This is a genomic window from Synechococcus sp. BMK-MC-1 (assembly GCF_014279955.1).
Classification (GTDB): Bacteria; Cyanobacteriota; Cyanobacteriia; order PCC-6307; family Cyanobiaceae; genus Synechococcus_C.
Genome location: NZ_CP047939.1, coordinates 1551393 through 1566579 on the forward strand (window position 1 = coordinate 1551393; position 15187 = coordinate 1566579).

A 15187-nucleotide genomic window follows, 5' to 3' on the forward strand; every position below is an offset into this window, starting at 1 on the left:
GTCAGCTGTCCTGGGGCTCAGAACTGGCCACAGTGTCAGCAGCCTCGCCTTCCGTTTCGGCGTCGGTCACCGCATCCGACTCAGCATCCGATTCGGCTTCCGGCGGCACCAACACCACCTCGGAGAGACGATCGCCCTTGTCGAGCCGCTGCAGACGCACCCCCGTGGCCGCCCGTGACTGCTGGGGAATGGAATCGGCGCTGGTGCGCACAATCACGCCCTTCTCACTCACCAGCAACACCTCTTCGCCAGAGCCAAGCACGCGCAGACCCACCAAGGCATCGGCTTCAGTACGGAACTTCATCGCCCGTAGGCCCATGCCCGCCCGCTTCTGAAGACGGAACTGGGTGACGGGCACGCGCTTGCCCAAACCGGAGGCCGAAGCCACCAGCACCCAGGGACCATCGCTGACGTCCCCGGTTTCATCCTCACCGGAGTCTTCGTCGCTGCTCTGGGCCACCCGATCAGCCAGCTCCACCGGCAACACATCCATGCTCACCAGGGCATCACCGTCGCGCAGATTCATCGAGCGCACGCCGCGGGCCGTGCGCCCGAGGGGCCGGAGCTCATCGTCGCTGAGGCGGAAGTGAATGGTCATGCCAGCGCGAGAGCCGATCAGCACGCTGTCGCCGGGCACCGCCAGGCGCACCCAGGTGAGCGCATCGCCTTCCTCCAGGCCGATGGCGATCAAACCGTTGGAGCGGATGTTGCTGAAGGCCGACAGGCGCGTGCGCTTGATGAAGCCCCCTTGGGTGAGCATCAACAGATCGGTGTCGTCGTTGAACTCCGACACCGCCAGCAGCGAGGTGATCATCTCCTCGCGGGGAATCGGCAGCAGCTGCACCACCGGGGTGCCCTTGGCGGTGCGGCTGCACTGGGGCACCCGATAGGCCGGCAGGGCATAGGACACGCCCCGATCGCTGAACAACAACAAGGTGTCGTGGTCGTTGCAGCCGATGAACAGCTTCACGGCCTCCTCCCCCTGGCTGCGGGTGCCCGCCTTGCCGCGGGTGCCGCGGCTGGTGGCTTCAAATTCGCTCACCGGCATGCGCTTGAGGTAACCGGTTTCGGTGAGCAGCACCACGGAGCGCTCATTGGCGATCAGGTCGATGTCATCCAGACCACCCCCGAGATCAAGAATTTCAGTGCGCCTGGGAATGGCATGGCGATCGCGCAACTGGCCCAGTTCGTCCTGGATGATTCCGAACACCCGTTCGCGCCGGCCAAGGATGTCCTTGTAGTCGGCAATCTTGACGACCAGATCCTCATGCTCCAGCCGGATCTTGTCCGCCTCCAGAGCCGTAAGCCGGCGCAGCTGCATCTGCAGGATGGCGTCCGCCTGCACCTCCGAGAGGCCATGCCGCTCCTGCAGTTGAATGCGCGCCGTGGCTGTATCGGGAGCGGCTCGGATCAAGGCAATAATGGGGTCGAGCTGGTCGAGGGCCAGCAGCAAGCCCAGCAGGATGTGGTCCCGCTCTTCGGCCTTGCGCAGGAAATAGCGGGTGCGCCGTTCGATGGTCTCGACCCGGAAGTCGAGGAACACCTCGAGCATCTTGCGCAAGGTGAGCAGGATCGGCTCTCCGTTCACCAGCGCCAGCATGTGGGCGCTGAAATTGCTCTGCAGTGGGGTGAGTTTGTAGAGGTTGTTCAGCACCACCTGGGGGTAGGCATCCCTGCGCAACTCCACCACGATGCGCATGCCATCGCGGTCGCTCTCATCGCGGATGTCTGAAATCCCCTCGAGCTTCTTGTCGTTCACCATCTCGGCGATGCGCTCAATCATCGCCGCCTTGTTGGTCTGATAAGGCAGCGCTGTGATGATCACGGCGTCACGGTCCGGGCGACCAGGAACCTCAAGGGTCTCGATCGCCGCCACGCCGCGCATGGTCACCGAACCGCGCCCGCTCAGGTAGGTCTCCTTGATGCCTGTGCGGCCAAGAATCTGCCCTCCCGTGGGGAAGTCCGGTCCAGGGATCAGAGCCATCAACTCCTGATCACTGAGTTCGGGGTTCTCGATCAGTGCCAGCAGGCCGGCGATCAACTCACCGAGGTTGTGCGGAGGGATGTTGGTGGCCATCCCCACGGCAATGCCCGCTGAACCATTCAGCAGCAGCTGAGGAATCCGTGACGGCAACACCGTGGGTTCCTGCTGAGAGCCATCGAAGTTGTCGACGTAATCGACCGTCTCCGCTTCGATGTCTTCCAGCAGGCTGTCGGTGGTGAGTGCCTTCAGCCGCGATTCGGTGTAACGCATGGCCGCCGGCGGATCGTTGTCCACCGATCCGAAATTGCCATGGCCGTCGATCAGCGGCATCGACATGGAGAAGTCCTGGGCCATGCGCACCAGGGCGTCGTAAACCGCCGTGTCGCCGTGGGGGTGGTACTTACCGAGCACCTCACCCACCACACGGGCGCACTTCCGGTAAGGCCGGTCGCTGGTCAGACCGAGCTCGTACATCGCGTAAAGAATGCGCCGATGCACGGGTTTGAGGCCATCGCGAGCATCGGGCAACGCCCGGCCCACGATCACGCTCATCGCGTACTCGAGGTACGAGCGCGACATTTCATTGCGCAGATCCGTCTGGATGATCCGATCGTCGGAATCTCCGGGACCACCACTGCCGGGCCCCATTGGATCCGCCATACAAGACCTAAGCGCCGTAGACCACTTTATCGCGCCCTCGGCGAGCCACAACCACGCTGGTTTTCGTTTGCTTGCGCTGGGAAATCAGCGGCCAAGACGCCCTTACCATTTGCCGATCCCATAGATCCCGCAGTCGATGGCGTCTGAGACACCCTCTGAAGCAAAGCCTTCCCAAGCCGACATCACCGTGCTGGGCCAAGAGGAGGTTCAGAACGCCACTCCGGCTCCAGTTCCAGCTCCGGCTCCCGAGCTGACCTCGCCCTCGATCGCCGAACGCGTCAGCGTTCCGGCAACACCACCCAGCGGCGACACCTCCGAAGAAGGCGGTGAATGGGACCTGCTCAGCACCAAGGTTCGCCAGTGGTGGGGTGAGCACGATCTCGCCGACCAGTGGCAGCGGCTGCGCAGACCGCTTCTGCTCACGGCAGCGCTGATCGCCTTCATTCTCGCGCTCAGAATTTATGGAGGGGTCCTCGATGCCATTGCCACCATTCCGCTCGCGCCAAGGCTTTTCGAACTGGTGGGCGTGATTTACGCCACCTGGTTTGCCGCCACCCGTCTGGTTCGAAGCGAGGAGCGCCGCAAAATCAGCAGCGGGCTCGGCGATCTCTGGAGCAGCGTTCGCGGCAAGTCATCCAGCTGACGGCGGCGATCCTCCGCGCCACCGATTGGTAGCTTGATCACACTCTGTGACGACTGCGGTGGACATTCAGCTCGGACGCTCCAAGGTTGTACGTCGGGCCTATGGCATCGATGAGATTGCCCTGGTTCCGGGCGGTCGGACCGTGGATCCCGAGGTCACCGACACCCGCTGGACGCTTGGTGGAATCGAGCGGGAGATCCCGATCATCGCCAGCGCCATGGACGGCGTGGTGGACGTTGAGATGGCAGTGAAGCTCTCCAAACTCGGCGCCCTTGGCGTGCTCAACCTCGAAGGTGTTCAAACCCGTTACGACGACCCCAACGATGCCCTCGATCGCATCGCGTCCGTCGGCAAAGACGCTTTCGTGCCGCTCATGCAGGAGCTCTACAGCGAGCCCGTGCAGGAGCGTCTCATCCGCAAGCGCATCCAAGACATCAAGGCCCAGGGAGGAATCGCCGCCGTCAGCGGCACCCCGGTTGCCGCCATGCGCTTCGGCAAAGCCATTGCCGAGGCCGGTGCCGATCTGTTTTTTGTTCAGGCCACGGTGGTGTCCACGGAGCACATCGGTCCGGAAGGACGCGAAAGCCTGAACCTGGAAGCCCTCTGCCGGGACATGGGCGTGCCGGTTGTGATTGGAAACTGCGTCACCTATGACGTGGCCCTCCAGCTGATGCGTGCTGGTGCTGCAGGCGTGATGGTGGGCATTGGCCCAGGTGCAGCCTGCACATCGCGGGGCGTTCTCGGTGTTGGCATTCCCCAGGCCACCGCTGTTGCCGATTGCGCCGCTGCTCGTGCCGACTACGAACAGGAGAGCGGCCGCTACGTGCCGATCGTTGCCGATGGCGGAATCGTCACCGGAGGCGACATCTGCAAATGCATTGCCTGTGGCGCCGATGCCGTGATGATCGGCTCGCCCATCGCCCGGGCGGAGGAAGCCCCAGGGCGCGGATTCCACTGGGGCATGGCCACACCCAGCCCAGTTCTGCCGCGGGGCACCCGCATCAATGTGGGGAGCACGGGAAGCCTGGAGCGAATCCTGCGGGGGCCAGCCAAGCTCGATGACGGAACCCACAACCTGCTCGGCGCTCTGAAAACCTCCATGGGGACACTTGGTGCCCGCACCATCAAAGAAATGCAATCGGTGGAGGTGGTTGTTGCCCCGTCCCTGCTCACTGAGGGCAAGGTGTACCAGAAAGCCCAGCAACTGGGCATGGGCAAATAGTCACAAGTCTCACCACGAGACACATGACGCAAAAGCAAGACACGCGGTACTCTCGAGGTGTGCGGGCGTATGCCCACACACTCCTCACACCCCCCGGCCCGACGCGTTCGGGCTTTCTGTCTTCTTCAGTCATCCATCACAGTTCAAACGCTGAGAGATGACAATGAGCGGCAACCAAGAAAACGGTTGCTAAATTTCGCCCATCTCGACTGCCACGGAATGTCTAGCGCTGCTGCTGTTACCGACGCTTCATTCGAACAGGACGTCCTCCAAAGCGACGTTCCCGTGCTCGTTGATTTCTGGGCTCCTTGGTGTGGCCCTTGCCGGATGGTGGCTCCCATCGTTGATGAGATCTCCAAGGAATTCGAGGGCAAGATCAAGGTGTTCAAGCTGAACACCGATGAGAATCCCAACGTGGCCAGTCAGTTCGGGATCCGCAGCATCCCCACCCTGATGGTGTTCAAGGGTGGCCAGAAAGTGGACACGGTTGTGGGAGCTGTTCCCAAGGCGACCCTCTCTGGCACGATTGCCAAATATCTCTGAGTTCACCACTGGCTTCAACCACCGTTGGCCTCATCGATTACGGGATGGGGAACCTCCATTCCGTTACCAAGTGCTTTGAGCGGCTCGGACAGTCACTGACGCCAGTTCGCTGCTCAGACGACTTTGCCAACTGTGATGCGCTCATTCTTCCAGGCGTCGGATCTTTCGACCCGGCCATGGAGCAACTGCGCAGCACAGGGTTGATTCCTCACCTCCAAGAATGGGGCCAAGCTGACCGCCCGCTACTGGGTATCTGCCTTGGTTTGCAGCTTCTGTTCGAACGCAGCGAAGAGGGTGAGTCGCCGGGTTTGGGGCTCTTCAAGGGCAGCGTCTGCCGGCTGCCGAGCGGCCAGGGTGAACGCATCCCCCACATGGGCTGGGGGAAATTAGATCACCGCCATCCCTGCCCGCTCCTGCCTGCAGGAGCCGAGAATCCCTGGGTGTATTTCGTGCATTCCTTCGCAGCCCACCCCGCTCTGGAGCAGGATCGGGCCGCTGATGTGGGATTCGGCAACGGCGTTGCCACGGCCATGGTTTGGCATGGGAGGGTCGGCGCCTGTCAGTTCCACCCTGAAAAATCAGGGCGCGCCGGCGCTGAACTGCTGAAACGCTGGCTCCTGTGGCTTCAGGCAGGGGCGCCGTTGTCAGCGTGAGCAGCGCCCAGTTGCGGATGATCGGTGGTCGACGCCTGCGCAGTCCCCAGGGTCAGGGAACACGCCCCACCACAGCGAGGGTGAGGGAAGCCTTGATGAACATGCTCGCTGGTGTGTTGGAGGACGCGCACTGGCTTGATCTCTTCAGCGGCAGCGGCGTGATGGGCTGCGAAGCGATTCAACGGGGGGCCTCCAGAGTTTGGGCCGTTGAAAACAACGCACGCGTCGCAGCGATTTGCCGCCAGAACCTGGAACTGGTCGCAGCATCGAGGGAGGAGCCAATCGAGATTCGCGTGATTCGCAAAGATCTGATGCCCTGGCTCGAGGCTGGTCGCCCTGAGAACGTCGAGCCCTTCTCGCTCGTGTATGTCGATCCACCCTATGCAGCAGGCCAGTATCAAGCCACCCTCGATGGTCTACGCACGAGGAACTGGCTTAGCAACGATGCCCTTGTGATTTGCGAACACGCCAGTCACGACCGCTTGGATCCACCACCCGGCTGGACTGAAGTGGATCGCCGACGCTACGGAACCAGCGCGCTGCTATTGCTTAGCCCCCGAGAGCACTGCCGCGGCGGTACTGATTCCAAGCAGCCACAAACAGGCCCAGAAGGGTGACCGGGATCAGCCCGAGAACAATGCCGCAGAGAAGGGGTTCGATCATCAGGTCGCGCCCGGTTGATTGATTCAGCACAATTGTTCCATGCACTCATGGCCTCTGTGACGGTTCCGTCATCAACTGCTGCACCCGCAGATCGCAAACGCGGCTTGGTTTCGGCACTCGTTGCCGTAGCCGGGGTCACCGCTCTGGTGATGCTGGTGTGGTTGTTCGGGGTCAACCGTCTCGACCCCTACAGCAAGGCAACCCTGTCGCTGAGTGGTGAGGTATCCCATGGAGGTCAACTCTTCCGCATCAACTGCGCCGGTTGTCACGGCATTGCAGGCCAGGGTCTGGTGGGGCCAAACCTTCAGGGTGTCTCGGCGAAGCGATCGGATCGTTCGATCATTCATCAGATCGTGAGCGGAGAAACGCCACCGATGCCTCGCTTCGAGATCGAACCCCAGGGCATGGCCGATCTGCTCAGCTATCTCAAGACCGTTACCTAGAACTCTTGGGTCTCACCGTTGTTTTGGTAGAGCCAGCGGGCCCTCTCAACGTGGGCAGCGTGGCCAGGTTGTGCGCCAATTTCGGAATCAACGACCTAAGGCTTGTCGCCCCGCGCTGCAACCCCAACGATGCGCAGGCCCTGCGCATGGCCGTGCATGGGCAAACGGTGCTGCACCAGGCCAGCACCTTCACAACGCTCCTTGAGGCCCTCAGCGATTGCCAGCGCGTGGTGGCCAGCTGCGGGCGCATCGACCATGGCGACATCCCCCTGCAAACAACGGATCAGGTGATGCCCTGGGTTGGAGAAGGCCTGAGGAGCGGCGCTCAGGTGGCCCTGGTGTTCGGTCGTGAAGATCGCGGCTTGAGCAATGAGGAGTTACTGCTCAGCCATCGCGTGGTGCGCCTGCACACAGGCGATCACTACCCGTCGCTGAATCTCTCCCATGCTGTGGCGATCGTGCTGCACGACCTCCAGCGCAGCAGGATCGGTGCTGCAGCGGACGATCAACAGGCGCTGCAGGCATCAGAAGCAGCGGCACCACCCCAGCTGGAGGCTTGCCTGAGGGACGCCGAGGCGCTGCTTCTGGACGTGGGGTTTCTGCTGCCTCATACCGCCAAAGCGCGCATGGCGAAGATCAAAGGCCTCCTGCGGCGAGCCAGCATTCAGGCCCAGGAACTCGCCATGCTCCGCGGCATGGTGCGTCAACTGCGCTGGGCGATCCGTTGCCACCGCCCGTAATCTCTGGTTTTCCAGCGAAGCCCCTTGTCCTCCAGTCGATCCAGTCGCCAGTCCTCGGGCTGGGGTCGCCCGCTGCGGTTGCTGCTCAGACTCATCCTGATGGGCGTCGGACTCGGCGTGATCACTGGCTCTCTGCTCAAACTGGCGGGCCCGGCGGTGCAGAGGGGGGAGCTCACCCTGCCGAGGTGGATCAGCCTTCCAGGGTCCCCGCGCAGCCCTGAAACGAAAGCCGGATCGCCAACCCCAGCGCCCAAGCAAGCCAAGCGCACCCAATCGCTCGGACGATTTCAGACCAATAATGAGCTAAAGGCCCTGAGTGATCGCTGGAAACAACTGGCGGCAGGCCAGCCGGATCTCACGGTGAGCGCCTTCATGCTGGTGCTCGATGACGGCCGCTATGCCCAGCTGGCTCCTGACACGGCCTTGCCAGCAGCCAGCTCCATCAAGACACCGATCCTGCTGGTGACCCTTGAGGAACTGGATGCCGGAAAGCTCAGCTGGAACGAACCGCTGCAACTCAGCAAAGCCGTGGTGGGCGGCGGTGCGGGATGGATGGCCTCCAAGCCCCTCGGCACCCGCTTCCCAACCCATGAGGTGGCCACGGAAATGATCCGAGTGAGCGACAACACGGCCACCAACCTCCTGATTGAACGGCTTGGGGGCAAAGAGGCCCTCAACGCCCGCTTCAATGCCCTGGGCTTGAGTGCCACTGCAGTGAACAACTGGTTGCCCGACCTCAAGGGAACCAACACCACCAGCGCAAGGGATCTGGCACGCTCCATCGCCCTGGTCGACACCGGCGAAGCCCTGTCGATCCGCAGCCGCGATCTCTTCCGCGAGGTGATGGGCACCTCGGTGACCAACACGCTGCTGCCCAAGGGCCTGCTGCGAGGACTCGGCGGTCAACAGGGTGCACCCGACGACAGCCTGATGATCAAGGGATACCGGGTGCTCAACAAGACCGGCGACATCGGCATCGCCTACGCCGACGCGGGGCTGATTGAACTTCCTGATGGCAGCAGGGCCGTGGCCGCGTTTCTGGTGAAAGGCCCCTTCAATGATCCCCGTTCCACCGAACTGATCCGCAAGCTGGCTGCCGCCATGGCGCCGGTTCTCAAACCCAAACCCGCGGTGACCCGTAACACCGCCGCCGCCGCCAGCATCAACCCATGACCTGTTTTCACTCCCGGCGCGCTCTGACGGCCCTCACCCTGCTGGTGTTGCCCTGGCTCGGCGCACCGGCCGTGGCCGATGCCCCCCAGGCGGTGATCCGCAGCCAGCAGGTGCGGGCCCTGCCTGGCCAGCTGGATGAGGTGCTGGTGGTGAACGACAACAACCCGGAACTGATCACCGGTGAGGGCATCCTGGTGTCCACATTCCGCCAACCACCTGGCCTCGATCTGGCGTTGAACGGTCGCTTCGACCTCTTCAGCCATCACGTGTTTGCAGGCAAAGACGACGAAGAGACGTCCACCCTCTGGCTTGCAGTGCTGGCGCAACCGATCGGTGATGCAGCGGTCACCCTGGAGCTGCTGGGGGGCAGCACCTCCCTGTCGCAGGCCACCCGCAAGGGCCAAACGGCAGCTCCCTTCCTGCCCCTGCCTGCGCTGATGAGCGAAAGCGGAACCCCCATCGCTGCCGGGCCTGGAAGCCGCGTTGCGGGCGACATCCTGCGCGGTGAGAGCGCGCCGGAATTGCCGGAGTCTTGGCGCATCGCCCCTGGGTCGGCCAGTGCCCTCGTGGTGCTGCCGATCCCGGTGGCAGGGCTTGACCCGCTCCTGAACGGCCGCAACCTGCAAATGCGCCTGCAGAGTTCCGGCCCCGTGCATCTGGCCACGGTGGCCGCCTATGGCGAAGGGGAGCGAGCACCAACGCTCAGCCGTTTGCAGAACCTGCTGGCCTCAGGCCAACAGAGCCCGAAGGAGCACAGCCCCACCCCTCGCGGCAGCAAGGGAAAAATCATCTACTCACGGGTGAGCGGCGTTCAGATCGGCTCCACTTGGACGGCCACGCTCACCGATCCAGGATCCACGGATCTGGCCTTGAGCGGCAAGCCAGTGTCCTGGCCGATCAGCAGCCTGGAGAGGGGCGACCTGCAAACGGGCCAGGTGCAAACCGCCGAACTCAAGGTGTTTGATGACGGCACCGCCTGGGCCGCCCATGGCAACTACGGAGTGGAATACGACCTCACCCTTCCCCTGAAGAATCGAGGCGCCACGCCCCGCACGGTGGCTTTAGCCCTGGAATCACCCGATAAGAACGGAAGCAACAGCAAGCAGCTGCGTTTTGGTGGCGGCAACAGCAGCCCAGTGATGTTCCGCGGACCGATTGAAGTGCGCGGCCTGGACGATGCGCAGGGGCAGGCGCAAGGCAGGCGGCGATTCCACCTGGTGTTGCGCCGCGGTCAGCAGGGCCCGGAACTCGGTCGGGTCACCCTGGCGCCTGGCGAACGACGCAAGGTGCGAATCCGGCTGGTGTACCCAGCGGATGCAACCCCACCACAGGTCTTGACCCTCCTGCCTGTGAAACAATCCTCAACAGCTTTAAACAGTCGTCCGTGAGTTCACCGCGCAAGCGCAGAGTCTTCCCGTTCACCGCCGTGATCGGCCAGGAGGAGATGAAGCTTGCTCTGCTCCTCAATGTGATCGATCCCCGCATCGGCGGCGTGATGATCATGGGCGACCGTGGCACGGGAAAATCCACCACGATCCGTGCCCTGGCCGATCTTTTGCCGGGCATCGAGGTGGTCGCCGGCGACCCTTACAACAGCTCCCCCAGCGATCCCGATTTGCAAAGCAGTGATGTGCGCCAGCGCCTGGAGCATGGTGAAGCCCTCAGCACCGAGGAGCGTCAGGTGCCCATGGTGGATCTGCCTTTGGGCGCCACCGAAGACAGGCTCTGCGGCACGATCGACATTGAGAAAGCGCTCAGTGAAGGGGTTCGCGCTTTTGAACCCGGTCTGCTGGCCAAAGCGAACCGAGGCCTGCTGTACGTCGATGAGGTGAATCTCCTCGATGATCATCTGGTAGACGTGCTGCTCGATTCAGCGGCCTCGGGCTGGAACACCGTGGAACGGGAAGGTGTTTCGGTACGTCACCCGGCCCGCTTTGTTCTGATCGGATCCGGCAACCCGGAAGAAGGTGAACTGCGTCCCCAGCTGCTCGACCGCTTCGGCATGAGCGTGGAGGTGCGCACCGTTCGCGATCCTGAGCTGCGTGTTCAGGTGGTCGACCAACGAACGGCCTTCGACACGGATCCCGACGGGTTCTCCACCGCCGTCGAGGAAGGACAGCAAGCCCTGCAGCAACGCGTTATCGAGGCGCAGCAGCGCCTCGACCAGGTTGAGATCGACGACGACCTGCGGCTGCGGATCTCCGCCGTTTGCGGCGAGCTGGATGTGGATGGCCTGCGCGGCGACATTGTCACCAACCGCGCCGCCCGAGCCCTTGCAGCCTTCGAAGGCCGCACGGAAGTCAGCGAAGACGATGTGGCCCGCGTGGCGTCCTGCTGCCTGCGTCACCGTTTGCGCAAGGACCCCCTCGAGCAGATCGATTCTGGCGATCGGGTGGTGAAGGTGTTCTGCAAGGTGTTCGAGCGCAGCGAAAGCGACGATCGCAACGCGTTCGAGCTGGCTCTAGCAGCCTGAGCGCACCGGAGAGCTGTCCCCGTGCGCATTCTCGGCATCGACCCCGGGCTCGCACGGGTGGGCTACGGCGTGATCGAGACCGCAGGGAGGGAGCAAACCATGCTCGATTGCGGAATCATCCGAACCGATTCAGGGCGTCCGGAGGGTGAGCGCATGGTGGAAATCGCCCGGGATCTGCGCCAGCTCATCCGAGCCTGGAAGCCGGAGCTGGCCGCTGTCGAAAAATTCTTCTTCTACCGCTCCAGCAACACGATTGCCGTTGTTCAGGCCCGCGGCGTGGTGATCATGACCCTCAGCCGATTCGGGCTGCCGATCGTGGAATTTCCGCCGATGCAGATCAAGCAAGCCCTGACGGGCCACGGGCATGCAGACAAAGATGAGGTGCTCGAGGCGGTGATGCGCGAACTGTCGCTGGAGACCCCGCCAAGACCGGATGATGCGGCTGACGCCCTGGCCGTTGCCCTCACGGGTTGGTTTCAACGCTGACCGGTGATGCCGATGAACACCTGCAAGCGGGAGTTGCGCCGCCTGTACCGGCAGCGGCGCTCGCAGGCTCTGCGCGACAACCCCAATCTGCAGGCAGGGGTCGCCCAACAGGTTCTTGGAGCAATCCGCGCCCGGCATGCCCTCAGTTCACTCCAGGGATACATCGGTCTGTACTGGCCTCTGCCGGGGGAGGTGGACTTAACGGTGCTGCGGCCCTGCTTGGTGGAGGAGCTGAGGCTGACCCTGGCCCTGCCGGCTGCCGATGGCCAGGGGCATCTCAGTTACCACCCCTGGGGTACTGAACCGTTGATCGACGACGGATGTGGCATTCCGGCTCCTCTGAATCAGCCTCCTTTGACGGCGGATCAACTGGATCTGCTGCTGGTTCCGGCCCTGGCTGTGGATCGCGATGGTGTTCGTCTCGGCTACGGCGGGGGGTACTACGACCGCCTCAGAGCCCAACCTCTCTGGTGCGAGGTGCCAGCCCTGGTGGTGCTTCCCGACGCCTGCATCAGCCCAGAGCGGTTGCCACGCGATCCCTGGGATCGCCCATTCGATGGATGGGCGACTGAACAGGGCGTTTGTAAGGTCGAAGAGTGAGATCCCAAGGCAATCCGGTGAATCCAAACCCTTCGGTCAGCCCGGCATTGCGCCAGCAGAACTGCTCGGATCCGCATCAGCTCACCCTTGCCCAGAGAGTGATTGCCCGTGAACTGAGCGAGCGAGGCCAGAGTCAGCCGCAGGCGGTAGAACTGATGCTGAATGCCATGGGGCGCATGTTCCGCGCCGTGGCGCGCCAATCCTGAGGCCCCCTCTGGCCTGAGGCCCTGATCAGCCGCAGGATGGGGACTCCAGACCCGGATGCCCATGCCCCTGTGGCCCCGCCTTTGCGCCCTGTCTGCCGTTGCCGTGATCTCCGGCCTGATTCAGCCGCCATCGGCTGATGCCCACGGCGTGGAAAGCAGTTTGCGCTACCTCGATGGACAGCTCGAGCTGACCAGCAGCTTCTCAACAGGTGAGCCCGTGGAAGGGGCAGTTGTGAGGCTGCTTCAAGCGGACGGCAGTGCTGGCGAAGAGCTCGGCACGATCGACGCCGACGGACGCCTCCAGCTGCAGCTCCCGGCCGTGGAGGATGGGCTGGTGGACCTTCAGGTGGACGGGGGCCCTGGCCACCGCGACTACCTCACGCTTCCATTGCAGCGAGGGGTGGTGAACCTCGACGAGGTGGTGGAGGGCCCACAGCCTCTGCCCTGGATCGCCTGGCTGTCCGCGCCGGCCTTGGTCGGCTTGGTGTGCACGATCGCTAAGGTTCGAGGCCACGACCGCCACCACTGAATCGGCTATGGCAGACCAAGGCAACGCGTCGACCCGCTATGGCAGCGCTGCCCTGGATCAGCTCACCGATCGCCTAAGTGGCACGCCAGACCCACGCAAACGTTACGAATACGTGCTGTGGCTGGCCAAAAAACTGCCGGCGATGCCCGTTGAACTTCAAACCGAAGAGCGCAAGGTGAAGGGATGTGTGTCCCAGGTGTTCATCGCCTCCGACCTGGTGGATGGACGCCTGCGCTGGCAGGGAGACTCGGACGCCCTGATCACCAAAGGACTGCTGGCGCTTCTGATCAAAGGATTGACAGATCTCACTCCAACGGAGGTGATGGCTGTGGACCCAGGGGTGATCGCTGCGACCGGCCTGCAGGCCAGCCTGACGCCGTCACGCGCCAACGGTTTCCTGAACATCCTGCGCACCATGCAGGCCCAGGCCGAAGCGCTCACGTCCAATTCTGGATCCACCGCTGCCTAAAGTAGGGAGTTCACCGCAGTTAACGGACCCGCCCCATGGCGACAAGGATCGGCATTGGCCTGCTCGGCCTCGGAACCGTCGGCGCCGGTGTCGCCACCATTCTCACGAGTCCTGAGGGTCGTCACCCCCTGATCGCCGAGCTGGACCTCGTGCGTGTCGCCGTGCGCGACCTCAACCGTTCCCGTCCGGTCGCCATCCCCCAGGAAAAGCTCACCACCGACCCGGAGGCCGTGGTGGACGACCCCGAGGTTCAGGTGGTGGTCGAGGTGATGGGCGGGATTGAGCCGGCTCGCACCCTGATCATGCGCGCGATCGCTGCCGGCAAGTCGGTGGTGACCGCCAATAAAGCAGTGATCGCCCGCCATGGCGAGGAGATCGCATCGGCCGCCGCTGCCGCCGGGGTGTATGTGCTGATCGAAGCCGCCGTTGGCGGCGGCATTCCCATCATCGAACCGCTCAAGCAGTCTCTGGGCAGCAACAGGATCAACCGGGTGAGCGGGATCATCAACGGCACGACCAACTACATCCTCAGCCGCATGGCTGATGAGGGGGCTGATTACTACGCCGTTCTCAAGGACGCTAAGGATCTCGGCTACGCCGAAGCCGATCCTGCCGCGGACGTCGAAGGCCACGATGCCGCAGACAAGATTGCCATTCTCTCGGGCCTGGCCTTCGGTGGACCGATCGATCGCGACGCCATCCCAACCAGCGGGATCAGCAACCTGCAGAGCAAGGATGTGGATTACGCCACGCAGCTCGGATACGGCGTCAAGCTCCTGGCCATTGCTGAGCGGATTGAAACCACGAGCGATGCTTCACCGGCGCTGCCTCTAGCCGTACGCGTGCAACCCACTCTGGTCCCGAAAGACCATCCCCTGGCAGGGGTTCACGGGGTCAACAACGCCATTCTCGTCGAGGGAGACCCGGTGGGTCGGGTGATGTTCTACGGACCTGGCGCCGGATCAGGGCCAACCGCATCGGCGGTGGTGGCCGACATTCTCAACATCGCTGGAATCCGCCAACTCAATGCCGCGCCTGGCGGCCTCGACCCGCTTCTGGCAGCCAGCAGTTGGCGTGCATGCCGCCTGGTGCAGGGAGGCGAGATCCGCCAGCGGAATTATGTGCGATTCAACACGGATGACGCCCCCGGGGTGATCGGCCGAATCGGCAGCTGCTTTGGAGACCAGGAGGTCTCCATCCAGTCGATCGTGCAGTTCGATGCCTGCGATGAAGGCGCTGAGATCGTTGTCATCACCCATGAAGTGAGCAGCGGTGCAATGCAGAAGGCATTGAGCGCGATCACGGCCCTGCCGGAAGTTCGCCTCCTGGCCTCCCACCTGGGTTGCCTCTGAGCCCTGGCGAACACCCCCCGGCATAGGGCAGAGTCGTAAGAACCATCACAGAGCAGGTCTGCATTCGCAGATCTGTGCTGCAAACCGTTCATGCCGAACGAAACCTCCGTCCTGCTCGGGCAACGCTGCGACCAGCTCGTATCAAGATCCGTCATGAGCCTTCACCAGGGCGATTGCATCCGGCTTCACAGCAATAACGGGTTGTTTCAGGTGATTGGCATCGATGGCGATCACGATCGCTGCTGGGTGCGCCAATGGCCTCTGGAACCAAAAGGGTCGCCCGTGTTCGAGGTGCCTCTCGATCAGATTCACAGTGAATCCCGTGCCGATTGAGGCCTCAGGGCTTTT

18 protein-coding genes and 1 pseudogene are annotated in these 15187 nt (G+C 63.0%); 17 read left to right on the forward strand and 2 right to left on the reverse strand.

Going from position 1 to position 15187, the window contains the following annotated elements:
- Window position 1: 1 nt before the first annotated feature.
- Window positions 2-2644, reverse strand: coding sequence for a DNA gyrase subunit A (gene gyrA, locus SynBMKMC1_RS08695; RefSeq protein ID WP_186471442.1), 2643 nt, complete (start codon window positions 2642-2644; stop codon window positions 2-4).
- Window positions 2645-2780: 136 nt separating this feature from the next.
- Here gyrA and SynBMKMC1_RS08700 point away from each other — a divergent pair, with 136 nt between their 5' ends.
- The 5 genes and pseudogenes from SynBMKMC1_RS08700 to rsmD form a co-directional block, all read left to right on the forward strand.
- Window positions 2781-3287, forward strand: coding sequence for a CAAD domain-containing protein (locus SynBMKMC1_RS08700; protein WP_186471443.1), 507 nt, complete (start codon window positions 2781-2783; stop codon window positions 3285-3287).
- A gap of 58 nt (window positions 3288-3345) precedes the next feature.
- Window positions 3346-4509, forward strand: coding sequence for a GuaB3 family IMP dehydrogenase-related protein (locus SynBMKMC1_RS08705; RefSeq protein ID WP_011933494.1), 1164 nt, complete (start codon window positions 3346-3348; stop codon window positions 4507-4509).
- A gap of 219 nt (window positions 4510-4728) precedes the next feature.
- Window positions 4729-5052: a thioredoxin gene (gene trxA, locus SynBMKMC1_RS08710; RefSeq protein ID WP_006041767.1), complete on the forward strand. Its 324-nt coding sequence runs from the start codon at window positions 4729-4731 to the stop codon at window positions 5050-5052.
- A gap of 44 nt (window positions 5053-5096) precedes the next feature.
- Window positions 5097-5705, forward strand: a complete 609-nt coding sequence (hisH, locus tag SynBMKMC1_RS08715) for an imidazole glycerol phosphate synthase subunit HisH (protein ID WP_370593912.1) — start codon at window positions 5097-5099, stop codon at window positions 5703-5705.
- A gap of 17 nt (window positions 5706-5722) precedes the next feature.
- A pseudogene (gene rsmD / locus SynBMKMC1_RS08720) lies at window positions 5723-6244 on the forward strand (16S rRNA (guanine(966)-N(2))-methyltransferase RsmD); the annotation flags it as partial.
- 10 nt (window positions 6245-6254) lie between these two features.
- Here rsmD and petG read toward each other — a convergent pair.
- Window positions 6255-6368 carry a cytochrome b6-f complex subunit V gene (gene petG, locus SynBMKMC1_RS14700; protein ID WP_006041770.1) on the reverse strand — a complete coding sequence of 38 codons (114 nt, stop codon included), beginning with the start codon at window positions 6366-6368 and terminating at the stop codon, window positions 6255-6257.
- Window positions 6369-6415: 47 nt separating this feature from the next.
- Here petG and SynBMKMC1_RS08725 point away from each other — a divergent pair, with 47 nt between their 5' ends.
- From SynBMKMC1_RS08725 to SynBMKMC1_RS08780, 12 genes are all read left to right on the forward strand, one after another.
- Window positions 6416-6811 carry a cytochrome c gene (locus SynBMKMC1_RS08725; RefSeq protein ID WP_011933497.1) on the forward strand — a complete coding sequence of 132 codons (396 nt, stop codon included), beginning with the start codon at window positions 6416-6418 and terminating at the stop codon, window positions 6809-6811.
- A gap of 5 nt (window positions 6812-6816) precedes the next feature.
- Window positions 6817-7551 (forward strand): RNA methyltransferase, encoded by a 735-nt coding sequence (locus SynBMKMC1_RS08730; RefSeq protein WP_186471444.1) that lies wholly within the window; start codon window positions 6817-6819, stop codon window positions 7549-7551.
- Between the two features lie 24 nt (window positions 7552-7575).
- Window positions 7576-8724 carry a serine hydrolase gene (locus SynBMKMC1_RS08735; RefSeq protein WP_186471445.1) on the forward strand — a complete coding sequence of 383 codons (1149 nt, stop codon included), beginning with the start codon at window positions 7576-7578 and terminating at the stop codon, window positions 8722-8724.
- Window positions 8721-10112, forward strand: coding sequence for a DUF3370 domain-containing protein (locus SynBMKMC1_RS08740; protein ID WP_186471446.1), 1392 nt, complete (start codon window positions 8721-8723; stop codon window positions 10110-10112). The genes SynBMKMC1_RS08735 and SynBMKMC1_RS08740 overlap by 4 nt, the downstream gene beginning before the upstream one ends.
- The gene (gene bchI / locus SynBMKMC1_RS08745) at window positions 10109-11197 is read left to right on the forward strand and encodes a magnesium chelatase ATPase subunit I (protein WP_186471447.1); all 1089 of its coding nucleotides are present in this window, start codon (window positions 10109-10111) and stop codon (window positions 11195-11197) included. Before SynBMKMC1_RS08740 ends, bchI begins: the two co-directional genes overlap by 4 nt.
- A gap of 21 nt (window positions 11198-11218) precedes the next feature.
- Complete coding sequence (ruvC, locus tag SynBMKMC1_RS08750; RefSeq protein WP_011933502.1) at window positions 11219-11683, forward strand: crossover junction endodeoxyribonuclease RuvC; 465 nt, start codon at window positions 11219-11221, stop codon at window positions 11681-11683.
- Between the two features lie 6 nt (window positions 11684-11689).
- Window positions 11690-12283 carry a 5-formyltetrahydrofolate cyclo-ligase gene (locus SynBMKMC1_RS08755; protein WP_186471448.1) on the forward strand — a complete coding sequence of 198 codons (594 nt, stop codon included), beginning with the start codon at window positions 11690-11692 and terminating at the stop codon, window positions 12281-12283.
- A 17-nt stretch (window positions 12284-12300) separates the two neighbouring features.
- The gene (locus tag SynBMKMC1_RS08760) at window positions 12301-12489 is read left to right on the forward strand and encodes a hypothetical protein (protein WP_255486118.1); all 189 of its coding nucleotides are present in this window, start codon (window positions 12301-12303) and stop codon (window positions 12487-12489) included.
- A gap of 55 nt (window positions 12490-12544) precedes the next feature.
- Entirely contained in the window at window positions 12545-13018 is a 474-nt protein-coding gene (locus tag SynBMKMC1_RS08765; protein ID WP_186471449.1) for a hypothetical protein, read from the forward strand.
- Between the two features lie 7 nt (window positions 13019-13025).
- On the forward strand, window positions 13026-13487 hold the full coding sequence (locus tag SynBMKMC1_RS08770) for a SufE family protein (protein ID WP_186471450.1): 462 nt from the start codon (window positions 13026-13028) through the stop codon (window positions 13485-13487).
- 35 nt (window positions 13488-13522) lie between these two features.
- The gene (locus tag SynBMKMC1_RS08775) at window positions 13523-14839 is read left to right on the forward strand and encodes a homoserine dehydrogenase (RefSeq protein WP_186471451.1); all 1317 of its coding nucleotides are present in this window, start codon (window positions 13523-13525) and stop codon (window positions 14837-14839) included.
- Between the two features lie 90 nt (window positions 14840-14929).
- Window positions 14930-15172, forward strand: coding sequence for a hypothetical protein (locus SynBMKMC1_RS08780; RefSeq protein ID WP_186471452.1), 243 nt, complete (start codon window positions 14930-14932; stop codon window positions 15170-15172).
- Window positions 15173-15187 lie beyond the last annotated feature (15 nt).